Source organism: Xanthomonas sp. 60 (assembly GCF_011761925.1).
Genome location: NZ_JAASQW010000001.1, coordinates 539,193 through 561,107, shown reverse-complemented (window position 1 = coordinate 561,107; position 21,915 = coordinate 539,193). Strand labels below are relative to the sequence as shown.

20 protein-coding genes and 1 pseudogene are annotated in these 21,915 nt (G+C 67.8%); 7 read left to right on the top strand and 14 right to left on the bottom strand.

What is annotated here, in order from left to right; genetic code table 11:
- Positions 1 to 24: 24 nt before the first annotated feature.
- Positions 25 to 795, bottom strand: a complete 771-nt coding sequence (gene pgeF, locus FHY09_RS02690) for a peptidoglycan editing factor PgeF (RefSeq protein ID WP_166923853.1) — start codon at positions 793 to 795, stop codon at positions 25 to 27.
- A complete protein-coding gene (gene rluD, locus FHY09_RS02685) occupies positions 792 to 1,781 on the bottom strand; it encodes a 23S rRNA pseudouridine(1911/1915/1917) synthase RluD (protein ID WP_166923851.1) in 990 nt (329 codons plus the stop codon). Before rluD ends, pgeF begins: the two co-directional genes overlap by 4 nt.
- 116 nt (positions 1,782 to 1,897) lie before the next feature.
- Here rluD and FHY09_RS02680 point away from each other — a divergent pair, with 116 nt between their 5' ends.
- Positions 1,898 to 2,782, top strand: a complete 885-nt coding sequence (locus FHY09_RS02680; protein WP_166923849.1) for an outer membrane protein assembly factor BamD — start codon at positions 1,898 to 1,900, stop codon at positions 2,780 to 2,782.
- 77 nt (positions 2,783 to 2,859) lie between these two features.
- Here FHY09_RS02680 and FHY09_RS02675 read toward each other — a convergent pair whose 3' ends face one another.
- From FHY09_RS02675 to sucC, 4 genes are all read right to left on the bottom strand, one after another.
- The gene (locus tag FHY09_RS02675) at positions 2,860 to 3,774 is read right to left on the bottom strand and encodes a hypothetical protein (RefSeq protein ID WP_166923847.1); all 915 of its coding nucleotides are present in this window, start codon (positions 3,772 to 3,774) and stop codon (positions 2,860 to 2,862) included.
- Between the two features lie 141 nt (positions 3,775 to 3,915).
- Positions 3,916 to 5,550: an NAD+ synthase gene (locus FHY09_RS02670; protein WP_166923846.1), complete on the bottom strand. Its 1,635-nt coding sequence runs from the start codon at positions 5,548 to 5,550 to the stop codon at positions 3,916 to 3,918.
- A 145-nt stretch (positions 5,551 to 5,695) separates the two neighbouring features.
- Positions 5,696 to 6,571 carry a succinate--CoA ligase subunit alpha gene (sucD, locus tag FHY09_RS02665; RefSeq protein ID WP_166923845.1) on the bottom strand — a complete coding sequence of 292 codons (876 nt, stop codon included), beginning with the start codon at positions 6,569 to 6,571 and terminating at the stop codon, positions 5,696 to 5,698.
- Between the two features lie 21 nt (positions 6,572 to 6,592).
- Positions 6,593 to 7,762 carry an ADP-forming succinate--CoA ligase subunit beta gene (gene sucC, locus FHY09_RS02660; RefSeq protein WP_166923844.1) on the bottom strand — a complete coding sequence of 390 codons (1,170 nt, stop codon included), beginning with the start codon at positions 7,760 to 7,762 and terminating at the stop codon, positions 6,593 to 6,595.
- Positions 7,763 to 8,068: 306 nt separating this feature from the next.
- Here sucC and FHY09_RS02655 point away from each other — a divergent pair, with 306 nt between their 5' ends.
- Both FHY09_RS02655 and FHY09_RS02650 read left to right on the top strand, forming a co-directional pair.
- The gene (locus tag FHY09_RS02655) at positions 8,069 to 9,682 is read left to right on the top strand and encodes an ATP-binding protein (protein WP_166923843.1); all 1,614 of its coding nucleotides are present in this window, start codon (positions 8,069 to 8,071) and stop codon (positions 9,680 to 9,682) included.
- A gap of 66 nt (positions 9,683 to 9,748) precedes the next feature.
- On the top strand, positions 9,749 to 11,131 hold the full coding sequence (locus FHY09_RS02650) for a sigma-54-dependent transcriptional regulator (protein WP_166923842.1): 1,383 nt from the start codon (positions 9,749 to 9,751) through the stop codon (positions 11,129 to 11,131).
- A gap of 28 nt (positions 11,132 to 11,159) precedes the next feature.
- Here FHY09_RS02650 and FHY09_RS02645 read toward each other — a convergent pair whose 3' ends face one another.
- Positions 11,160 to 12,323 (bottom strand): PilT/PilU family type 4a pilus ATPase, encoded by a 1,164-nt coding sequence (locus FHY09_RS02645; RefSeq protein ID WP_456362682.1) that lies wholly within the window; start codon positions 12,321 to 12,323, stop codon positions 11,160 to 11,162.
- A gap of 90 nt (positions 12,324 to 12,413) precedes the next feature.
- On the bottom strand, positions 12,414 to 13,451 hold the full coding sequence (locus FHY09_RS02640; protein ID WP_166923841.1) for a type IV pilus twitching motility protein PilT: 1,038 nt from the start codon (positions 13,449 to 13,451) through the stop codon (positions 12,414 to 12,416).
- Positions 13,452 to 13,538: 87 nt separating this feature from the next.
- On the opposite strand from FHY09_RS02640, the gene FHY09_RS02635 reads away from it, so the two are divergent.
- Entirely contained in the window at positions 13,539 to 14,234 is a 696-nt protein-coding gene (locus FHY09_RS02635) for a YggS family pyridoxal phosphate-dependent enzyme (RefSeq protein WP_166923839.1), read from the top strand.
- On the top strand, positions 14,231 to 15,064 hold the full coding sequence (proC, locus tag FHY09_RS02630) for a pyrroline-5-carboxylate reductase (protein WP_166923837.1): 834 nt from the start codon (positions 14,231 to 14,233) through the stop codon (positions 15,062 to 15,064). The genes FHY09_RS02635 and proC overlap by 4 nt, the downstream gene beginning before the upstream one ends.
- Here proC and FHY09_RS16410 read toward each other — a convergent pair whose 3' ends face one another.
- Positions 15,065 to 15,469 carry a LysR substrate-binding domain-containing protein gene (locus FHY09_RS16410; RefSeq protein WP_456362681.1) on the bottom strand — a complete coding sequence of 135 codons (405 nt, stop codon included), beginning with the start codon at positions 15,467 to 15,469 and terminating at the stop codon, positions 15,065 to 15,067.
- Positions 15,470 to 15,528: 59 nt separating this feature from the next.
- Positions 15,529 to 15,945 (bottom strand): annotated as a pseudogene (locus FHY09_RS16405) (LysR family transcriptional regulator); the annotation flags it as partial.
- A gap of 114 nt (positions 15,946 to 16,059) precedes the next feature.
- Between FHY09_RS16405 and FHY09_RS02620 the strand changes: the two are divergent.
- On the top strand, positions 16,060 to 16,662 hold the full coding sequence (locus FHY09_RS02620) for a short chain dehydrogenase (protein WP_166923835.1): 603 nt from the start codon (positions 16,060 to 16,062) through the stop codon (positions 16,660 to 16,662).
- A 21-nt stretch (positions 16,663 to 16,683) separates the two neighbouring features.
- Here the strand turns inward: FHY09_RS02620 and soxR are convergent, their stop codons facing one another.
- Complete coding sequence (gene soxR / locus FHY09_RS02615; RefSeq protein WP_166923833.1) at positions 16,684 to 17,118, bottom strand: redox-sensitive transcriptional activator SoxR; 435 nt, start codon at positions 17,116 to 17,118, stop codon at positions 16,684 to 16,686.
- A gap of 73 nt (positions 17,119 to 17,191) precedes the next feature.
- Here soxR and FHY09_RS02610 point away from each other — a divergent pair, with 73 nt between their 5' ends.
- Positions 17,192 to 18,556: an MFS transporter gene (locus FHY09_RS02610; protein ID WP_166923831.1), complete on the top strand. Its 1,365-nt coding sequence runs from the start codon at positions 17,192 to 17,194 to the stop codon at positions 18,554 to 18,556.
- 13 nt (positions 18,557 to 18,569) lie between these two features.
- On the opposite strand, the gene FHY09_RS02605 is transcribed toward FHY09_RS02610, so the two are convergent.
- The 3 genes from FHY09_RS02605 to FHY09_RS02595 all read right to left on the bottom strand — a co-directional run bounded on the left by FHY09_RS02605 (position 18,570) and on the right by FHY09_RS02595 (position 21,868).
- Positions 18,570 to 20,555: an alpha/beta fold hydrolase gene (locus FHY09_RS02605; RefSeq protein ID WP_166923829.1), complete on the bottom strand. Its 1,986-nt coding sequence runs from the start codon at positions 20,553 to 20,555 to the stop codon at positions 18,570 to 18,572.
- Positions 20,552 to 21,532, bottom strand: a complete 981-nt coding sequence (locus FHY09_RS02600; protein WP_166924361.1) for an Lnb N-terminal periplasmic domain-containing protein — start codon at positions 21,530 to 21,532, stop codon at positions 20,552 to 20,554. The genes FHY09_RS02605 and FHY09_RS02600 overlap by 4 nt, the downstream gene beginning before the upstream one ends.
- 153 nt (positions 21,533 to 21,685) lie before the next feature.
- On the bottom strand, positions 21,686 to 21,868 hold the full coding sequence (locus FHY09_RS02595; RefSeq protein ID WP_166923827.1) for a hypothetical protein: 183 nt from the start codon (positions 21,866 to 21,868) through the stop codon (positions 21,686 to 21,688).
- Positions 21,869 to 21,915 lie beyond the last annotated feature (47 nt).

Genomic DNA, 21,915 nt, shown 5'->3' with positions numbered 1-21,915 from the left:
GCAGCCGCGTCGCCGCGCGGGCTGTCAGGCCATCCATGCCAGAGTGGCCATGCGTCCGGTCCGCCGGTCACGGCGGTGCGAGTAGAACCCGGGATCGGCGATGGTGGACAGGCCACCGCCATGGATCTTTGCGCCGTGCACGCCGACCGCCTGCAGGCGACGCCGCGCCAGCGCGGCCAGGTCCACCTTCCAGTGCCCCGCCCGCGTGGCCACGAAGGCCGTCGCGGCACCCGGATCAGGTCCGACGAAGGCCGTCCACACGTCTTCGCCGATCTCGTAATCCGCCGCCCCCGCTGCCGGACCCAGCCAGACCTGCAGCTGTGCAGGCGGGGTCGCCATGGCCGCCACCGTGGCCTCGAGCATGCCGTCGGCCAGTCCGCGCCAGCCGGCATGGGCCGCGCCGATCTCGCTGCCGTCTTCCGCCGCGAGCACCACCGGCAGGCAGTCGGCCGTCAGGATGGCCAGCACCACCCCGCGCTGGCCGGTGACGCTGGCATCGGCCACTGGCTCATCGGCATACGGCGTCGGCGGCGTGTCCACGCGCAGCACGTGCGTGCCATGCACCTGCCGCAGCCAGTGCGGTGCCGAGGGCAGCGCCAGCCCGGCGTGCAGCAGCGCGCGGTTGCGTGCCACGGCGGCCGGATCGTCGCCGTCCGGTGCCGTGCGGTTGCCCAGGTTGAACTGATCGAACGGCGGCACTGAAAAGCCTGCGCCATGGCGTCGCGTGGTCAGCGCGCGGACGCCGCGCGGTGCGGGCCAGTCCGCCTGCAGCAACGGCAGCACAGCTGCACTCACCAGCGGCCCCGCTCACGTTCGGCGAAGGCCGCACTGTCTTCACGCAGCACCTTGATCAGGTGCTGCATGTCCGCCGGGGCGTCGGCACTGGTGCGCACCGCCTCGCCGGTCATCGGATGCACGAATTCCAGCGTCTCGGCGTGCAGCGCCTGGCGCTTGAAACCGCGCAGCGCGGCGACCAGCTCTTCGCTGGCGCCCTTGGGCAGCTTCAGCGAGCCGCCGTACAGCGCATCGCCGATGATCGGATGGCGCAGGTGCGCCATGTGCACGCGGATCTGGTGGGTCCGGCCCGTCTCCAGCCGGCATTCCAGCGCGGTGTGGGCTCGGAAGCGCTCGCGCAGGCGGTAGTGGGTGATGGCCTCCTTGCCATCCTCGCGCACGCCCATGCGCAGGCGGTCGCGCGGATGGCGGTCGATCGGCGCATCGGCGGTGCCACCGGCCACCAGCGCGCCGCTCACCACGGCCAGGTACTGGCGGTGCACATCGCGCGCCGAAAGCTGCTCCACCAGCGCGGTCTGCGCCTGCAGCGTGCGCGCCACGACCATCACGCCACTGGTGTCCTTGTCCAAGCGGTGCACGATGCCGGCACGGGGCAGCGTGGCCACGCTCGGATCCCGGTAGAGCAGCGCATTGACCAGGGTGCCGCTGGAATTGCCGGCGCCCGGATGCACCACCAGGCCCACCGGCTTGTTGATCACCAGAAGGTGCTCGTCCTCGTAGAGCACGTCCAGCGGAATGTCCTCCGGCTCGGAACGGGTCTGGGTTTCCAGCACCGCCGTCAGCGTTGCCACTTCCCCGCCGCGCACCGGGTCGCGACCGCGCACGGGCTCGCCATTGAGCAGCACATCGCCGCTCTTGATCCACTCGGACAGGCGTGAACGGGAATATTCGGGGAACAGTTCGGCCAGCACGGCATCGAAGCGGCGGCCAGCGGAAGTGTCGGGGACGACGGCCTGGCGGGCCTGTTCAGTTGGAGAATCGGACATGTCGGGGGGTGCCTGGAGGACAAAATTGGGGTCCAGACGGCCGGTTTCAGTCGCTGGACAGGACACTAGGCTATCATCGACCCTTCGTATTCCAGCCGCGTCCCGCCTCGACACCCATGATCCGACGCCTCGTCACGCTCTCCGCGCCCGCCCGCCTGACCGCCCTGCTGCTGGTCATGGTCTTCGTTGCAACCGGCTGCGGCCGCAATTCCAAGGGCGACAACCCCGATGAAGGGCAGCCGGTGGAAACGCTCTACCAGAAGAGCCACGCCCTGATGGAGGGCGGCAACTGGAGCGGTGCGGAAACCAGCTTCCGTCGCCTCATCGCGCAGTATCCGTACGGCCCGTACACCGAGCAGGCCATGATGGAAACGGCCTATGCGCAGTACAAGGCCGGCAAGAGCGATGACGCGGTGTCCAGCATCGACCGCTTCATCCGCACCTATCCGACCCACCGCAACGTGGCGTACCTGTATTACCTGCGCGGCCTGGCCAACAGCAACCGCGACACCGTGTTCCTGCGCCGCGTCTGGTCGCTGGACGCCAGCCGCCGCGACCTGTCCACTCCGCGCCAGGCCTACGCCGATTTCAACATCGTGATGGACCGCTACCCGAACAGCCGCTATGCCGCCGACGCGCGCCAGCGGATGATCGATCTGCGCGACATCTTCGCGCAGCACGAGCTGGACAACGCGCTGTATTACCTGCGTCGCCAGGCCTATGTGTCTGCCGCCGGCCGCGCCAACTTCCTGCTGGAAACCTACCCGCAGAGCGCCTATCAGTACGATGCGGTGGCCGTGCTCGGCGAAGCCTATACCCACCTGGGCAACAAGACGCTGGCCGACGATTCGCGTCGCGTGCTCGAGCTCAACCAGCCGCAGCATCCGTGGCTCACCGGCGACTGGCCGAAGTACCCCTGGATGATCCGCAAGCTGAACCCGTTCGCGGGTGAGAAGTCGGCCACCACCGGCCAGCGCAATGCGACGTTGAACCGGAAGTAACGGCTGTCCCCGGCTTCACAGCAGACGCCCCGCCGCAAGCGGGGCGTTTCTGTTTCCGGTTGATCAACGCGCCAGCGTCATAGTCCGACGCGCTCGACGATGCGGTCGATGACGGCATCAGCGTAGGCGGCGTTGGCGGCGTCCCGGCCTTCACCCCCGTGGATTGCATACTGCCCCCTCCGGAATGCCTGCCTGTCGCCCACCTTCCCCGACTGGTAAAACTGGGCGGCGTTGGCCCTGCGCAGTTCCAGCGTCGTAGGGACCTGCAGCCCCTCGGCAGCGCAGGCTTCGCTGTGCAGGACCTCCTCCGCGTCCGCGCGGATGAACAGCCCCCGCACGCCGAGATCATCATTGTCCACGCGTTCGCGCAGATCGCAGTCATCCACCAGCGCGGCCGCATCGGCGTCGACCCGACGCTGGACACCGGGGACCTTCACGACAAGCTTCGCTGCGTCCGCCACGTTACGCTCCGGCGTGTCGGCACTGGGCAGCGGGACCGCCTCATGCATGCCGCGCTTCACCAACGCCACATAGCGGCCCGCATCGGAGCCCATGGGCACCTCCCTGCGCCCCAGTTCACGAAACACGTCCGGCTCGAAGCGTCGGCCGGTCGCCTGGCCGTAAGCAATCTCGCCCAGACAATGCGCCTCGGTGTCCCTGGGATCCAGATCCGGAATGTGGCGTTCGTGGATGCAGGCGTCGATATCCTCCCCTATGGTGCGGCCCGCCCCTCGCGGCACTGCACCCGGGCCCGGGCGTCCGTCCAGGGGATTCGCCGCCACGCTTTTCAGGGTGCCCAGCACGGCAAGGCCAGCGGCGAGCGCCTTCTCAGGGGAGCGCAGCACGCACCGGGCGGCTTGCATCGCGGGGTCCAGGATCGCGTTGGCGATGCGGAGCAGGGTCGGCAGAGGGCTCGCGGTCCATGCCGATCGGCAAGGAGGCGCCGGCCTCGGCACGGTCGTGGTGGGCGGCAGGTGGGCTGCAGGCGTCACGGGACATCCTTCTCGTTCCAGGGGGAGGGCCGGGCGCACGTGTGCGCGGCCCTCCACGCTAGGCGGATCAGGCGAAGGAAAACAACACGAAGACAATGGCCGACGCTGGATCCACGCGAATTCTGCAAGACCCTTCAGATTTCAGCCCGCATACCCGTTGCTGATCGGATACCGTCGCTCACGCCCGAACGCCCGCCGCGATACCTTGGGTCCGATCGCCGCCTGATGCCGCTTCCATTCGCTGATGCGCACCAGCCGCAGCACGCGGTCCACGACCTCGCCCGCATAGCCTGCCGCGATGATCTCCTCGCGCGATTGTTCCTGGTCGACGAAACGGTACAGGATGCCATCAAGCACGTCGTAGGCCGGCAACGAATCCTGATCGAGCTGGTTGTCGCGCAGTTCCGCCGAGGGCGGCCGGCTGATCACCGCCGGTGGAATCACCGGCGCGCCCCCCACGGTGTTGCGCCACTTGGCCAGACCGAACACTTCGGTCTTGTACAGATCCTTCAAGGGCGCGTAGCCACCGCACATGTCACCGTAGATGGTCGCGTAGCCCACCGCGTACTCGCTCTTGTTGCCGGTGGTCAGCAGCAGCCCACCAAACTTGTTGGCCAGCGCCATCAGGATCACGCCACGGCTGCGGCTCTGCAGGTTCTCTTCGGTGATGTCCGGCGTGGTGCCTTCGAACATCGGCCCCAGCGCGTCCATCAGGCCCTTGAACGCCGGCTCGATGGAGACCGCTTCGAGCTTGACGCCCAGCGCGCGGCACTGCTCGGCGGCCAGGTCATTGGACAGGCCTGCGGTGTAGCGCGAAGGCAGGCGCACGGCGGTGACATTCTCCGCGCCCAGCGCGTCCACCGCCATGGCCAGCACCAGGGCCGAGTCGATGCCGCCGGAAAGCCCGAGCCAGACCTTGCTGAAGCCATTCTTGGCACAGTAGTCCTGCAGGCCGCGGGTGACCGCGCGCCATGCCAGGGCGTCCATGCTTTCGTCACCGTCGTCCATCCACAGCAGCGGCAGGAAGCGGCGCTGCTCGCTGTCATAGTCCACCACCAGCCACTGCTCGGTGAACGCGGCCGCAGCCGGGTGAACAGTGCCATCGGCATCAGCCACCACCGAAGCGCCGTCGAACACCAGGGCATCCTGACCGCCGACCACGTTGAGGTAGGCGATCGCCGCCCCGCTGTCGCGCGTGCGTGCGGCCAGCACGGCATCGCGCTGCGCGTGCTTGCCGCGCTCGTACGGCGAGGCATTGGGCACCACCACCAGCTGGGCGCCGTTGGCCACCGTGTCGGCGATCGGTTCGGCGAACCACAGGTCTTCGCAGATCAGCACACCGACCGGCACGCCGTTGACCTCGAACACGCAGCTGCCGCCGTCCGGATCCACATCGAAGTAACGCCGCTCATCGAACACCGCGTAGTTGGGCAGCTCGCGCTTGCGGTAAGTGATGTCCACGCGGCCATCGCGCAGCACGCTCGCGGCGTTGTAGACCACCGGCCCGGCCGGCTGCGGCCAGCCCACCACGGCGGTGATGCCACGGCATGCCTGCGCGATGCGCTCCATGGCCTGCTCGCAGTCGCGCAGGAAGCCCGGGCGCAGCAGCAGGTCCTCGGGCGGGTAGCCGCTGACGGCCAGTTCCGGGAACACCACCAGATCGGCGCCGTGGTCCTCGCGCGCCTGCTCGATCAGGTCGATGATGCGGTCGGTGTTGCCGGCCACCGCGCCCACCGGGAAATCAAACTGCGCCATCGCAATGCGGATCGAAGCCATGAGGTCCAGCCTGTAGTTGCACTGCGCTCATTGTAGGGCCGCGCCCTGCCCGGCTGTGCGAATCGGCATGTCCGCTTCGCGCGCGGCCCAGACGCAGGAAGGCCGCCCGGAGGCGGCCTTCCCTCACCCGCACGTTGCAGGTTGCTTACTTGACCAGCTTGGCGATGGCGGCGCCCAGGTCGCCCGGCGAACGCACCGTGACCACACCGGCCGCTTCCATGGCGGCGAACTTGCCTTCCGCCGTGCCCTTGCCACCGGAGGCGATCGCACCGGCGTGGCCCATGCGCTTGCCGGCCGGGGCCGACGCACCGGCGATGAAGCCCACGACCGGCTTCTTCACGTGGTTCTTGATGTACTCGGCACCGGCTTCCTCAGCGTCACCGCCGATCTCGCCGACCATGATGATGCCCTCGGTCTGCGGGTCTTCGTTGAACAGCTTCAGGCAGTCGACGAAGTTCAGGCCGTTGATCGGGTCACCACCGATGCCGATGCAGGTGGACTGGCCCAGGCCGACTTCGGTGGTCTGCTTCACGGCTTCATAGGTCAGCGTGCCCGAACGGGACACGATGCCGATCTTGCCCGGCTTGTGGATGTGGCCCGGCATGATGCCGATCTTGCACTCACCGGGGGTGATCACGCCGGGGCAGTTCGGGCCGATCAGCACGGTGTCCGCATGGGCACGGGTCAGCACGTTCTTGACGCGCAGCATGTCCAGCACCGGAATGCCTTCGGTGATGCACACGATGACCTTGATGCCGGCCGCGGCCGCTTCCAGGATCGCATCGGCCGCGTACGGCGGCGGCACGTAGATCACCGAGGCGTCGGCGCCGGTGGCCTGCACGGCGTCGGCGACGGTGTTGAAGACCGGCAGGTCAAGATGGGTGGTGCCACCCTTGCCCGGGGTCACGCCACCAACCACCTGCGTGCCGTACTCGACCATCTGGGTGGCGTGGAAGGTACCCTGCTGGCCGGTGAAGCCCTGCACGATCACCTTGGTGTTCTTGTTGATCAAAACTGACATTGGATTTCCTTCGGTGTCGGATCAGGCGGCGTTCTTGACAGCTTCAACGACCTTCTTGGCGCCGTCGTTGATGTTGTCGGCCGGGATGATGGCCATGCCGCTGTCACGCAGCAGCTGCTTGCCTTCTTCCACGTTGGTGCCTTCCAGGCGCACCACGACCGGAACCTTGACGCCCACTTCCTTGACGGCCGCGATGATGCCCTCGGCGATCATGTCGCAGCGGACGATGCCGCCGAAGATGTTGACGAAGATGCCTTCGACCTTGTCCGAGGACAGGATGAGCTTGAACGCCTCGATGACGCGCTGCTTGTTGGCGCCGCCGCCCACGTCCAGGAAGTTCGCCGGCTCGCCGCCGTTGAGCTTGATGACGTCCATGGTGGCCATGGCCAGGCCGGCGCCGTTGACCATGCAGCCGATGTTGCCGTCCATGGTGACGTAGTTGATGTCCAGCTCCGAAGCGGTCACTTCGGTCTCGTCTTCCTGCGTCTTGTCGCGCATGGCGACCAGCGCCTTCTGACGGAACGCGGCGTTGTCGTCGCTGTCGAACTTGCCGTCCAGCGCGTACAGGTTGCCGTCGTCCAGGATCGCCAGCGGGTTGATCTCAACCAGCGCCAGGTCCTTTTCGTTGAACAGGCGGTACAGGTTCACCATGATGCTGGCGAACTGGCCGGCCTGCTTGGCGGTCAGGCCGAGCTTGAAGCCGAAATCACGGCCGTGGTAACCCTGCACGCCTTCGACGAAGTCGACATTGAGCGAGTGGATCAGCTCCGGGGTTTCAGCGGCGACCTGCTCGATCTCCACGCCGCCTTCCGAAGAGGCGATGTAGGTGATGGTCTTGGTGCCACGGTCGACCAGCACCGACAGGTACAGTTCCTTGACGATCTCGCCCGCGGTGGTCACCAGTACCAGGTTGACCGGCAGTTCGACGCCGGCGGTCTGGTAGGTGGCCATCTTGGTGCCGAGCATCTTGGCCGCAGCAGCCTTCACATCGTCGGTGGTCTTGCAGAACTTGACGCCGCCAGCCTTGCCGCGGCCGCCAGCGTGGATCTGCGCCTTGACCATCCAGGGGCCCTGGCCCAGTGCGTTGGCCGCGTCGACCGCTTCATCCGGAGTAGCCGCGACCTTGCCGGCCGGAACGGGAATGCCGTACTCGGCAAGCAGCTGTTTTGACTGGTATTCGTGGAAATTCATGCGTCACCGTGGGAATAGGAACGACCGCACGCATCTCCAAGGCTCCCTTTCGGGCACCGGCACGGACCGCGGCGGGCCCACTATTGTGGCTGACCCCGACGCGTGGCGCAAAGACGTCTGCGATGCAATCCACCCGGACCTGCTTCCGTTCATGGATTTTCGCTGGATTTTCAGTCAGTTGTGAACGAAATATGGCCAACATCCGAAGTGTGGCGGATCCCGGGCGCTTCATGGCCGGCGCGGGCGGGGTCGGCAGGGACGCCGGGGCTGCCTATACTCCGGTACAGCCTGAAGGGGAGTTCCGGCGTGGCACCAACGGCGTCACTGATTGACCGAATCGAGTCCATGCCCAAGCGCGAGCTGTATTTCTTCGCCCTGTACCGGCTGCTGATCGCCACTGTCATCGCCGCGCTGCTGTTCAGTCCGCTTGCCGGTATGGTCGGCGAGCCGTACCACCCGGTGATGGCGGCAGCAGTCTCCGGCACCTACCTGGCCTGCGCGCTGCTGCTCCTGCTGCTGGGGCGCAGCGGTCGCGCCCTGCGCTCCATCGTGCTGCTCGGGGTCGGGGTGGACATCGTCGCCGCCACGCTGCTGGCCCATGCCCTGCCCGGCGCCAGCGCGGGCATTTCCATGTCGCTGCTGTTCAACATCGCCGCCGCCGCGACGCTGCTGCCGCTGACCCTGGGCATGTCGCTGGCACTGGGCGCCAGTGTGGCCACGGTGGCCGAGTATGTCTGGAAACTGCTGGAGGGCGGCGCCCCCACGCGCACCCTGGCCGAGCTGGCGATGTTCGCCACCAGTTACCTCGCGCTGGCCTACATCAGCTTCCAGGTCGCCAACCGCGCCCGGCAGAACCAGCAGCTTGCCAACCAGCGCGGCGACGAGGTGGCCAACCTCTTCCAGATCAACGAACTGATCATCCGCCGCATGCGCACCGGCGTGCTGGTGGTGGATGGCAACAACCGCATCACCCTCGCCAACGAAGCTGCCTCGACGCTGCTGGGCGACGACGAAGGGACCACGGGCGAACGGCCGCAGCGCGGCCGCCTGCCTGCCGAACTGGCGCGCCGGCTGCAGCGCTGGCGGGGTGGCTGGAACCAGGAAGAGACGCCGCTGGAACTGTCCCCGGACCACCCCGAGGTGCAGCCGCGCTTTGCGCGCCTGTTGGCTGGCAGCGACCTCACGCTGGTGTTCCTGGATGACTCCAGCGTGGTGTCACGGCGCGCCGAATCGCTCACGCTGTCGGCCATGGGGCGCTTCTCGGCCAGCCTCGCGCACGAGATCCGCAACCCGCTGGCGGCCATCAACTATGCCGTGCAGCTGCTGGAGGAAGAGGACGCCAACTTCAACGCCAGCGACCGCCGGCTGCTGGAAATCATCCGGCTGCAGTGCCACCGCACCAATGGCATCGTGGAGAGCGTGCTGGGGCTGGCGCGCCGCGAGCGTGCCAACCCGGAGAACGTGGACCTGGTCGCCTTCGTACGACGCTTCGTACTGGAGTACCGGCAGGGTCTCTCGCTGGAAACCGACAGCGTTGAACCGATCATCTCCAGCACCTCCGTGGCCGCCCAGGTCGATCCCCGCCACCTGCACCAGATGCTCACCGCGCTGGTCCACAACGCGCTCAAATACGGGCGCATCGGTGAGCAGCCCGCGCGCGTGCGGCTGCGCGTGGCCCTGCAGGAACGCAGCCCGGTGATCGATGTCATGGATCGTGGCCCGGGCATTCCCGAACCCGTGGTGGCCCAGCTGTTCCGCCCGTTCTTCACCACCTCCGAGCATGGCACCGGGCTGGGCCTGTACATCGCCCGTGAGCTCTGCCGCGCCAACCAGGCACGGTTGGACTATGTACCGGTGCCTGCAGGTGGCGCCTGCTTCCGCCTGACCCTTGCCGCCCCGCACACGCTGCTTTCCGGATGAAACCGCAGCGCTGCGGCGCACGCCGTTGATTTGTCGCCGCCACACCCCTCCGCTATCTTTCATTCCATGAATCCAACCCGTAGTGCCCTTGTCGTCGACGACGAGCGCGACATCCGTGAGTTGCTGGTGCTGACCCTGGGACGCATGGGGCTGCGCATCAATACCGCCGCCAACCTTGCCGAAGCGCGCGAGCTGCTGGCGAGCAATCCGTACGATCTGTGCATCACGGACATGCGCCTGCCCGATGGCAACGGCATCGAGCTGGTGGCCGAGATCGCCCAGCACCATCCACGCACGCCGGTGGCGATGATCACCGCGTTCGGCAGCATGGATCTGGCCGTGGAAGCACTGAAGGCCGGCGCCTTCGATTTCGTCAGCAAGCCGGTGGACATCGCCGTGCTGCGCGGCCTGGTCAAGCATGCCCTGGAGCTCAACAACGCCGAGCGGCCGCAGGCACCGGCCGTTGCCGAGCAGTCCTCGCGGCTGCTGGGTCGCTCGCAGGCGATGGACCTGCTGCGCAGCACGCTGGGCAAGGTGGCCCGCAGCCAGGCACCGGTGTACATCGTCGGCGAATCGGGCGTGGGCAAGGAACTGGTCGCGCGCACCATCCACGAGCAGGGTGCGCGCGGCTCCGGGCCGTTCGTCCCGGTCAACTGTGGCGCCATTCCTTCGGAACTGATGGAGAGCGAGTTCTTCGGGCACCGCAAGGGCAGCTTCAGCGGCGCCCACGCCGACAAGCCCGGCCTGTTCCAGGCCGCGCAGGGAGGCACGCTGTTCCTGGATGAAGTGGCCGAACTGCCGCTGCAGATGCAGGTGAAGCTGCTGCGTGCCATCCAGGAAAAATCGGTGCGGCCGGTCGGCGCCTCCACGGAGGAAGCAGTCGACGTGCGCATCCTGTCGGCCACGCACAAGGACCTGGCCGTGCTGGTGGAGGATGGCCGCTTCCGCCACGATCTGTACTACCGCATCAACGTGATCGAACTGCGTGTCCCGCCGCTGCGCGAACGCCGCGAGGACCTGCCCGAGCTGGCCGGTTCCATCCTCACCCGGCTGGCACGCACCCACGGCCGGCCCACCCCGCTGCTCGCCCCCTCTGCCGTGGAGGCATTGATGCAGTACGGATTCCCCGGCAACGTGCGCGAACTGGAAAACATCCTCGAACGCGCGCTTGCGCTCTGCGATGAGGACAGCATCGGGGCGGCGGACCTGCGCCTGCCGCAGGCGCCCTCCAGGCCCGCCGGCACCACGGCGTCCACGCCACCGATGGAGGCCGTGGCGGACCTGCCCGCAGGCAGTGCCGCCCTGCCCTCCTACATCGAGCAGATGGAACGCACGGCCATCCAGCGCGCGCTGGAAGAAAACCGCTGGAACAAGACCCGTACCGCCGCGCAGCTGGGCATCACCTTCCGCGCGCTGCGCTACAAGCTCAAGAAACTCGGCATGGAGTGAGCGCGCCCGCCACCGGATGGGCGCGCGATCAACGGACCTCGGAAATCTCCACGCCATCCAGGCCCTGCGACAGCGTGCGCGCGTCACCGCCCTGGCTCAGCTTGATGCGCAGGCGCACTTCATTCTGCGAATCGGCATAGCGCAGCGCGTCGTCATAGCTGATCTCCCCGGCCTGGTACAGCTCGAACAGGCTCTGGTCGAAGGTGCGCATGCCCAGCTGCGTGGAGTCCTTCATGACCTCCTTGAGCTTGTGGATCTCACCGTCGCGGATGTAGTCCTGCACCAGCGGCGTTCCCAGCAGGATCTCCATCGCCACCTTGCGCGACTTGCCGTCCGGTGAGGGCACCAGCTGCTGCGCGACCACGCCCTTGAGGTTCAGCGACAGGTCCATCAGCAGCTGGTTACGGCGGTCGTCCGGGAAGAAGTTGACGATACGGTCCATCGCCTGGTTGGCGTTGTTGGCGTGCAGCGTGCACAGCACCAGGTGGCCGGTTTCCGCGAACGCGATCGCATGGTCCATGCCTTCGCGCGTGCGTACCTCGCCGATCATGATCACGTCCGGCGCCTGCCGCAGCGTGTTCTTCAGCGCCGCTTCCCAGCTGTCGGTATCGATGCCGACCTCGCGCTGGGTGATGATGCAGCCCTCGTGCCGGTGCACGAACTCGATCGGATCTTCGATGGTGATGATGTGGCCGGTGGAATTGTGGTTGCGGTGGCCGATCATCGCCGCCAGCGAGGTCGACTTGCCCGTGCCGGTGGCGCCCACGAACAGGATGATGCCGCGCTTGGTCATCGCCAGTGTCTTGATGATCGGCGGCAGGCTCAGCTCGTCCACCGTCGGGATGCGCGTCTCGATGCGACGCAGCACCATGCCGACCTGGTTGCGCTGGTAGAAACAGCTCACGCGGAAGCGGCCGACACCGGACAGCCCGATCGCGAAGTTGCACTCGTGGGTCTTCTCGAACTCTTCGCGCTGCGCCGGTGTCATCACGTTCAACACCAGATCACGGCTCTGCTGCGGCGTCAGTGGCGACTGGGTGATCGGCGAGATCTTGCCATTGACCTTGATCGCCGGCGGCATGCCGGCAGTGATGAACAGATCGGAGGCGCGCTGGTGCGCCATCAGCTTCAGGAAAGAGGTGAAATCGATGGTGCTGGTGGCGGTGCTGGGCGCATTGGCAGGACTGTTCACGGCAGGCTCCGGAAGACGGGAAAGTGGACGCGGGCACAGGGCACGCAGCGTGCGCCACCCGGGGGCGGCACGCGCCACGCAGGCATCGCCTTACTCGAACAGGCGCTTGTCCTTGGCGTACTCGCGCGCCTGGTTGCGCGTGATCAGGCTGCGCTTGACCAGGTCCTGCAGGTGCTGATCCAGCGTCATCATGCCCATCTGCTGGCCGGTCTGGATGGCCGAATACATCTGCGCCACCTTGTCTTCGCGGATCAGGTTGCGGATGGCCGGCGTGCCCACCATGATCTCCCAGGCCGCCGTACGGCCACCGCCCACCTTCTTCAGCAGCGCCTGCGAAATAACCGCACGCAGCGACTCGGACAGCATCGAACGGACCATCGGCTTCTCACCGGCCGGGAACACGTCGATGATGCGGTCGATGGTCTTGGCCGCCGAACTGGTGTGCAGCGTGCCGAACACCAGGTGGCCGGTTTCCGCCGCCGTCAGCGCCAGGCGGATGGTTTCCAGGTCGCGCAGTTCGCCGACCAGGATGATGTCCGGGTCTTCGCGCAGTGCCGAGCGCAGCGCTTCATTGAAGCCGTGCGTATCGCGATGCACTTCGCGCTGGTTGATCAGGCACTTCTGCGAGGTGTGCACGAACTCGATCGGATCCTCGACGGTGAGGATGTGCCCGTACTCGTTCTTGTTGATGTAATCGATCATCGCCGCCAGCGTGGTCGACTTGCCCGAACCGGTCGGGCCGGTCACCAGGATCAGGCCCTGCGGCTGCTGGATCACCTCGCGGAACAGCGGCGGGCAGGCCAGGTCTTCCAGGGTGAGCACTTCGGACGGAATGGTGCGGAACACCGCACCGGCGCCGCGGTTCTGGTTGAACGCGTTGACACGGAAGCGCGCCAGCGAAGGAATCTCGAAGGAGAAATCCACTTCCAGGAACTCTTCGTAATCACGCCGCTGCTTGTCCGACATGATGTCGTACACCAGCGCGTGTACCTGCTTGTGGTCCAGCGCCGGGATGTTGATGCGGCGGACGTCGCCGTCGACACGGATCATCGGCGGCAGGCCGGCGGACAGGTGCAGGTCGGATGCTTTGTTCTTTACAGAAAACGCCAGAAGTTCGGCGATATCCATGAGCGGCTACTCCCCAATAACGGCTTGGACTGGAAGGTTGTTTCCCCGGGGGTCAGTATAGCGCCCTGTCACACCGGAACGCGCCACGTGCCCAGCCCCCTGCCCGAGATCCTGGACAACCTGCACCAGGCGGCCACCGCCGCCGGTCGCCCCGTGCCTGCGCTGCTGGCGGTCTCCAAGACCCAGCCGCCCGATGCCGTCGCCGCGCTCGCCGCGCAGGGCCAGCGCGCCTTCGGCGAAAACTATGTCCAGGAGGCCGTCGCCAAGATCGAGGCGCTGCGCGGGCTGGGACTGGAATGGCACCTGATCGGCCACCTGCAGTCCAACAAGGCCGAGCAGGCCGCACAGGCGTTCGACTGGGTGCAGAGCGTGGACCGCCCCAAGCTGGTGGCCGCGCTGGCCCGCCACCGCCGCCTCGAGCGTGGGCCGCTGAACGTGCTCATCCAGGTCAACATCGATGACGAGAGCAGCAAGCACGGCTGTGCGCCGGGCGAGGTGGACGCGCTGGCGGCCGCCATCCGTGCCGAGCCGACACTGCGCCTGCGCGGCCTGATGGCGATTCCCGCACCGTGGCCGGATCCCGCACGTCGGCAGCAGGCCTTCTCGGCGATGGCGGATCTGTTCGACGCGCTGCGCGCCGGCCATGCGACCGTGGATACGCTGTCGATGGGCATGAGTGCCGATTATCCTGAAGCCATCGCTGCCGGTGCCACCCTGGTGCGCATCGGCACGGCCCTGTTTGGCGCCCGCGCGCGCCCTGCTGACCTGGAGCCTTCCGCATGACCGATTCTTCCATCGCCTTCATCGGGGGCGGCAACATGGCCCGCAGCCTGATCGCCGGACTGGTCCGCCAGGGCACCGACCCGGCGCGTATCCATGTCGCCGAACCCCAGCCCGCCGTGCGCACCGCGCTGGCCGGGGAGTTCGGTGTCAGCGTGCATGCCGAGGCGGGCGCTGCAGCCGCGCAGGCACCGGTGTGGCTGCTGGCGGTGAAGCCGCAGGTGCTGCGCGAGGTCTGCGCGAGCCTGCAGGCACAGGCACAGGCGACCGCACCGCTGGTGATCTCGATCGCCGCTGGCATCACCAGTGCCCAGCTCGAGCGCTGGCTGGGCGGTGCCGTGCCGGTGGTGCGCGCCATGCCCAACACGCCCGCCCTGCTCGGTGCCGGGGTGACCGGACTGTTCGCCACCGCGCAGGTCACTGCGCCGCAGCGCACCCAGGCCGACGCCGTGCTGGCCACCGCCGGACGCACCGTGTGGGTGGACGATGAAGCGCTGATGGATTCGGTCACGGCGGTGTCCGGAAGCGGGCCGGCCTACGTCTTCCTGCTGGCCGAGGCAATGGAAGCGGCCGGCGTGGCACAGGGGCTGCCCGTCGCTGCCGCACGCACGCTGGTGCAGCAGACCCTGCTCGGCGCCGCGCGCATGCTCGATGAGGCCGGCGAACCGGCCGCGGACCTGCGCCGCCGTGTCACCTCGCCCAACGGCACCACGCAGGCCGCCATCGAGGCCTTCCAGGCGGGCGGCTTCGAGGCCCTGGTTGCCGAGGCGCTGCGCGCAGCACAGCGCCGCGGGCAGGCCCTGTCCGCAGCGAACGACGACGACCTGCCCTGATCAACCGCCCGCTACGGCCACGCGCGCGAAACGCGCCAGCACGAACTCGATGAAACACTGCAGGCGTGGCCGCGGCCGGCGCTCCGGCAGGTAGATCAGGTGCATGGCCCGCGGTGCAGGCAGATGCCCGCGCAGCAGCGGCCGCAGCCGGCCGGCGGCAATGTCCGCCGCGAGCAGCGCGGTGGGCTGCAGGATCAGCCCGCCCCCGGCCAGGGCCACCTCGCGCAGGGCTGGCCATCGTTGCTGGTCAACCGGGCCCTGCCCTCCCAGTCGACGCGCGTGCCATCGGCGAACTCCCAGCCATGCCCCCCGCGCCAGGCGAGGTGTCCCAGGCAATCGTGCCCGCTCAGGTCGGCCGGCGTGCGCGGGGTGCCACGGCGCCGCAGATAGGCCGGTGCGGCGCACAGACTCATGGCGTAGGGCTGCAGGGGCCGTGCCACCAGCTCGCGCGAGGGCAGCGGGCCGACCCGGATGGCGGCATCGAAGCCATCCTCGATCAGATCCACCCGCCGGTTGCCGAGGTCCAGTTCGATATCCAGCAGCGGCTGCGCCCGCAACAGCGCAGGCAGCACCGGCGCCAGCACGGCCGTGCCCCAGCTGACCGGGGCGCTGACCCGCAGCAACCCTTTCGGCTGCACCTGCAGACCGGCCACGCCAGCCTCGGCCTGCAGCACCTGGTCCAGCACCTGGCGGCAGCCGTCGAGGTAGACCGCACCGGCATCGGTAAGGCGCTGGCGGCGCGTGTTCCGCTGCAGCAGCACCGTCCCGAGGTGGCGTTCCAGCTGCTGCACGTACTTGCCGACCATCACCGCCGACACCTGGAGCCGCTCGGCGGCGCCGGCGAAGCTGCCGGCATCGGCGACGGCGACGAACGCCTGCATGCACCGCAACCTGTCCATTGCAAACCCCTGGTTCTGGATCTGCGAAGCATACGCGCCTTACGCACGCCGGGTTCCACGTGCAGACTCGGCGGCATTCCCCAACGAGAACCCGCCATGAAGATCCTCATCGTCGGAGCCAGCGGTACCCTCGGCCACGCCGTCGCCGAGCACCTGGGCACCCGCCACGACATCATCCGCGCCGGACGCCACAGCGGCGACGTGCGCGTGGACCTGGCCAGCGACGAAAGCGTGCAGGCGATGTTCGCCACCTGTGGCGCGCTTGATGCGGTCATCGCCACCACCGGTCAGGTGCATTTCGGCCCCCTCGCCGCGATGGATGCGCAGGCCTTCAGCCTCGGCCTGCAGGACAAGCTGCTCGGCCAGGTGCGCCTCGCGCTCGCCGCGCAGCCGCACCTGCGCAGCGGTGGCTCGATCACGCTGACCACCGGCATCATCAGCGCCGAACCCATCCGCGACGGCGCCAATGCAACGGCGGTCAATGCCGCGCTGGAAGGCTTCGTGCGGGCGGCCGCGTTCGAACTGCTGCCGCGCGGACTGCGCATCAATGCAGTCAGCCCGAGTGTGCTGGAAGAGTCCATGGCCAGTTACGGACCGTCTTTTCCGGGCTTTGAACCGGTGCCCGCGCGACGGGTGGCCCTGGCCTACCAGCGTGCGGTGGAAGGCATCCAGAGCGGCAAGGTGCTCACCGTCTGGTAACCGACCGGTTACAGCACGCACTCATTCCCAGCGCTGCCAAGCCCCACCGTCGCGAGCCAGCACGTCGTCGGGATTGGCCAGCCGGCACCGTTTCAACGACAGGCATCCGCAGCCGATGCACCCGGTGAGCTGGTCGCGCAGGAACTCGAGCATGCCGATGCGCGTGTCAAGCTCCTCGCGCCAGCGCGCGGACATGCGCGCCCACTCGGCCTTGGTCGGGGTGCGCCCCTGCGGCAACTCCGCCAGTGCCTCACCCACCGCCTCCAGCGGCATGCCCACGCGCTGCGCCACGCGCACCACCGCCAACCGACGCAGGACATCGCGTGCGTAGCGGCGCTGGTTGCCGGCCGTACGCAGGCTGTGGATCAATCCCTTGCGCTCGTAGAAGTGCAGTGCCGAAACAGCCACGCCGCTGCGCCGCGCCACCTCACCTACACTCAGCTCCTGTGCCGGCATGTGTTGACCTCAACTTTGGTTGAGGTGCGATGCTGCCGATCCCGCTCCGACATTACAAGCTGCCGACGCTGCCATGACTGCTGTTTCCCCGCCGCCCGCCCCCGTGCCTGATGCTGGCCTGTCCGTGCTGTCCCCCCGCTACCGCGCCACCACGCTGGGCATGGTGGCCTTGATCTCACTGGTGGCCTTCGAAGCGCTGGCGGTGGCCGCCGCGATGCCCACCGTGGCCGTCGCACTCGATGGCCTGAAGCTCTATGCGCTGGCATTCGGCGGCGCGCTGGCCACCAGCGTGATCGGCATGACCCTGGCCGGCCGGCTGTGCGATGCGCGCGGCCCGGCCACACCATTGTGGCTGGGCCTGGCGTGCTTCGTCGCTGGATTGCTGCTCGCCGGACTGGCGCCACGCATGGAGATCCTCATTCTAGGCCGCCTGCTGCAGGGCCTGGGCATCGGCGCGATCTCGGTCTCGCTCTACGTGCTGGTCGCCCGCATCTTCCCTCAGGCGCTGCAGCCCAAAGTGTTCGCCGCATTCTCCGCCGGTTGGGTGGTGCCCTCGCTGGTCGGCCCGGGGCTGAGCGGGCTGATCGTGCAGTACCTCGGCTGGCGCTGGGTGTTCCTTCTCGTGCCGGCGCTGGCCCTGCCGGCCGCGCTGCTGCTGCGCCCGGCACTGCGCGACAGCGCGCGGGCACCTGCCGCCCAGCGCGACCCACACGCGGTGGTGCGCTGGGCGGTCGGCGCCGCTGCAGCGGCCCTGTTGCTGTACCTTGGTGGCCAGCGCAGCGGTGTGCAGGCCGTCGCACTGATGGGCGCGGCGCTGCTCGGACTGGTGGTCTGCAGCCAACGCCTGCTGCCCGCCGGCACCCTGCGCCTGCGCCGCGGCCTGCCGAGCGTGATCGCGCTGCGCGGCATTGCCGCCTCGGCGTTCTTCGCGGCCGAGGCCTTCCTGCCCTTGCTGCTCCAGCGCGAGCGTGGGCTTTCCCCGCTGTGGGCCGGGGTGGCGCTCAGCCTCGGCGCGCTGGGCTGGTTCTCCGGTTCATGGCTGCAGGGCCACCAGCGCCGCGGTTGGTCACGCGGCGGCCTGCTGCGCACCGGCACGGCCCTGATGTGCGCCGGGCTGGCGCTCACGGCGGCCACGCTGCTGCCGGCGGTGCCCTTGCCGCTCGCACTGGCCGGCTGGTCGTTGACGGGCTTCGGCATGGGGCTGGTCTACCCCAGCCTTTCGGTGCTGACGCTGTCGATGTCCGCCCCGCACGAACAGGGCGCCAACAGCTCGGCACTGCAGCTCAGTGAAGGCGTGGCGGTGGCCACCACGCTGGCGTTGTCAGGCTCGCTGTTCGCCGCCTTCGTCGGCGGCCACGAACGGCTCGGCTACCTGCTGTGCTTCACAGTGACCGTGGTGCTGTCCGTACTGGGCACCCAGGTGGCGCGCCGCGTCTGAGCACGCAGCCCGCTCAAGGCCTGGCGCCCACGGTATCCACGTCCTCGCGCAGGATCCGTCGCACCTCCAGCACGGCTTGCGGTGTTTCCTGCACGCTGTGCCCGGAGAGGATCACCTCCTCGGACACCGCACCGTCCAGGTGCGCGCTCCAGTACGGCACCAGGCCGTCATCGCCCTGTTGCATCGGCACGCCCGGCTTTCGCTGCGCGATGATCGAGTGGTACTTCAGGCCTGGCTGGATCGGCAAGGCCGCGGCGGCCTTGACGAAGGGATCGTCGGACTTGAGGTTGTCGATGCTGTTGGGCACCTTCAGCCGGGCGTTGCCGTCCTGCTGCGCCTGCGCCTGCTGCAGGGCCAGGAACACATCCTCGAATTTGCCCAGCAGGGTCAACGGCAGCCGCACCAGGCGACCGATCAGCCTCCCCACCCGATTGCCGGCGATGTCGGTCCCGCGGTGCGGCGCGGCGATGAAGATCGCGCGCTCCACCGAGGGTTGCGGCGTGAAATGCAGCAGCGGCCCCAGCTTGGCCCTGACCCGCTGCAGTCGGTCGCCCTTGAGCGGGTACTGGGCCAGCAGGTCGTCCCACAGCACCTCGCCTGAGCTGCTTACCAGCAGTCGTGCCAGCACCCCGCCCATGCTGTGGCCGATGTACACCATGTCCTTCGAAGCGCGTGTGGTGCCGGCCGGATCGAAGTGCTTCAGGGTGGCGTTGAATGCGTTGGCGATCTCAAAACGGTTCAGGGCGATCGGTGCGTTGGTCGGGTAATAGACCTGCCACACCTGGAACTCCCGCCGCAGCTCCTGCTCGCCCATGATCTCGTTGGCCACGTTCACCCAGGCCTCGGGACTGCTGCCGAGCCCATGCAGCATGAAGATGATGCGGCGGTCCGGATCCCACGGCTGCATCAGGTAGATGTGCGGCTCGTTGATCCCCTGGCTGAGCCCGAACAGCGTGCGCAGCGACTGCGTGGCGAACCCGCTCTGCGCCAGCCACAGGCCATAGGCCGCCGTGAAGTTGCCTGCCAATGGCACCTGCTCACCGTGCAGCGCCACGTGCTCGGTGGCCTCCGGCGAATACACGTCCAGCAGCACCTGGCGGGTCTGCAGCACGTCCTCCAGGGTCTCGCCCTTGAAGCGCAGCAGCGCGGTGGCGTTGATCGAGGACATCTCGCTGTACTGCGGCACGCTCTCGTCCTGCGCGCGGGTACCCGCATTCACGGGCGCATCGGCCTGCGGCAACGGCGTGCCCAGTTTCGGTGGATCCATCACCACCACCAGTTCGGCACCGAACCCATCGCGGCGGTAGGTGCTGCGCAGCCCGACGAAGCTGATGGTCGCCGCCGGCACCAGGCGCGTGGGCAGGCTCGGCAGGGACAGGCGCTCATAGTTGGAGGTGATGGTCCAGCGCTCACCGGCCACCGGTGCGTTGTAATCCTCGCCCTCGCGCGCGGAGTGCCGGGCACGCCGGAACACGACCGAGGCGGTCTGCTCCGCAGCATAGTTGTAGTAGTCGCGCACCTGCGTCTGGCGGTCTTCGAACGCGCGGTCGGACGGCGCGCGACCACTGAAGAACAGGTACGCGTACGCATAACGGGCCGCCTCCAGCCATGCATCCACCGCCGCATCGCTCATCGGTTGGGTGTCGGCATGCCGCGGTTTCGGGCTCAACGCCAGCGCGGTCTGCACCCACAGCTCGGCCAGGGTGGACATGCGCTGTTCGGTGCTCACGCCGCGGGTATCGAGCAGGGTGCGCTGGCAGGCCTGCCGGTCCTTGCCGCACTGGTCCGCATCCAGGCCGACCACGCTCAACGTCTCCTGCGAAGCCGCGCTGAGCTTGCCGCTGCTCAACACATCCGCGCGCTTGGTGGTGAGGTAATCGGTGTTGGCCACCTGCTTGACGGTGACCATCGCACAGCCCGAGCCGAGCAGCAGCACCCACACGACCAGCAGCAGCTGCAGCACGCGCAGCGTGGTCTGTAACCTGCCTGTGACTGTCATCGTTCGCGCTCCTGCGCCGTACCGGGAACGCCCCGGCGGATCCATGTGGAAAAATCGACCTCGGACTGCGGTTGCAGCGCGCGCCGGGTGATCCGGCCGCGCGCATGCAACTCGCTGAAATCATGTCCTGGCACCAGGGCTCCCTGCTGATAGGCATAGTCGGCGAAGTAGCCGGAGAGCAGCAGCCGATAATCCAGCGGCAGGTCCGGTGCGATCTGCCGGGCCAGATCGAAGATCAGGGTCGTGCAGTTGCTGGTCAGGGTGTTGTAGAACGCCGGCGCAGCGTCGAGGGCGCGGGCCTGGTCGAGATACGCGGCAAACAGCGCGCGCAGCTGGGCGCGATCCAGCCCCTGCACGCGGTAGAGATAGACATCCTCGCCACGCGCGTTGGTCCGCGTCCGGATGATGTCGGTTTCCTCGGAGGCGACCAGGGTCATCTCAAAGCTGCGGAAAAACCCGCCCAGTGCCGAGAACGATTCGTGGCGCTCCTTGCGGATCTCCACCGAAAAAACGAGGTAACGGCCATCGGCGAACCCGAAGGAAACCAGCGTATGAGCGATCGCCGGACCCATCCAGTAGGACAGCACCAGATCTGCCGAGCGCAGCTGCTCCAGGTCATAACTGCGGCTGACCCAGCGCACGTCATAATCCTGTTCACTGCGCCAGGTGAAATCGCGCACGTTGTCGAGCACCACGTGGCGGCCATCGAACGCGCGTACGTGCAACCGCTGCGCCACGTCGTCCGCCCAGTCACGGTCCTGGCGCGGCTCCAGCAGAGCCCACCCCACGGCGACTGCGACCACGCCCGCCACGAACACACCTGCCAGAATCCTGCCGCCGCGTCGGCCTCCGACCACGCCGACAATGGCCCACAGCGCAAACAGAAGCCACGCCACGGCGCAGCTCCACGCCACCGGCTTCGGACCCGGCAGCTGGTACACCAGTACCCCTGCCACCCAGATTGCCGCAGGCACCATCAGCAGCCCCGCGCCCCACCGTACAACAGCCTTCACTGGCAACCCGCTCCTACCTTTCAGAGGCGCCTAGTTAGCCACAAGCGCGCATGACGCGGAACGATGCCCCTGTTCAGCTTCTGCGACATCCTTGCCGGATCACCAGCACGGAGGCCTTCAATGCGTGCGGCGACGTCCCGTAACCGCCACCTTGTGCCACGGTGCCAGGCCTGCGCGTCCGGCGCGGGCACTGCGCTTGAGTGCCAGGCGCCGCATTGGTGCATCCGGGAGGCCCGGCGGCACGACGGGTGCGTCCATCGACGTCTCGGGCAGGGCAAACAGGCGGGTGATGAGCCACATGGGCCGTCTCCATCGGGCGTGTAGGTCCACGCTAGCCACCGCAGGGC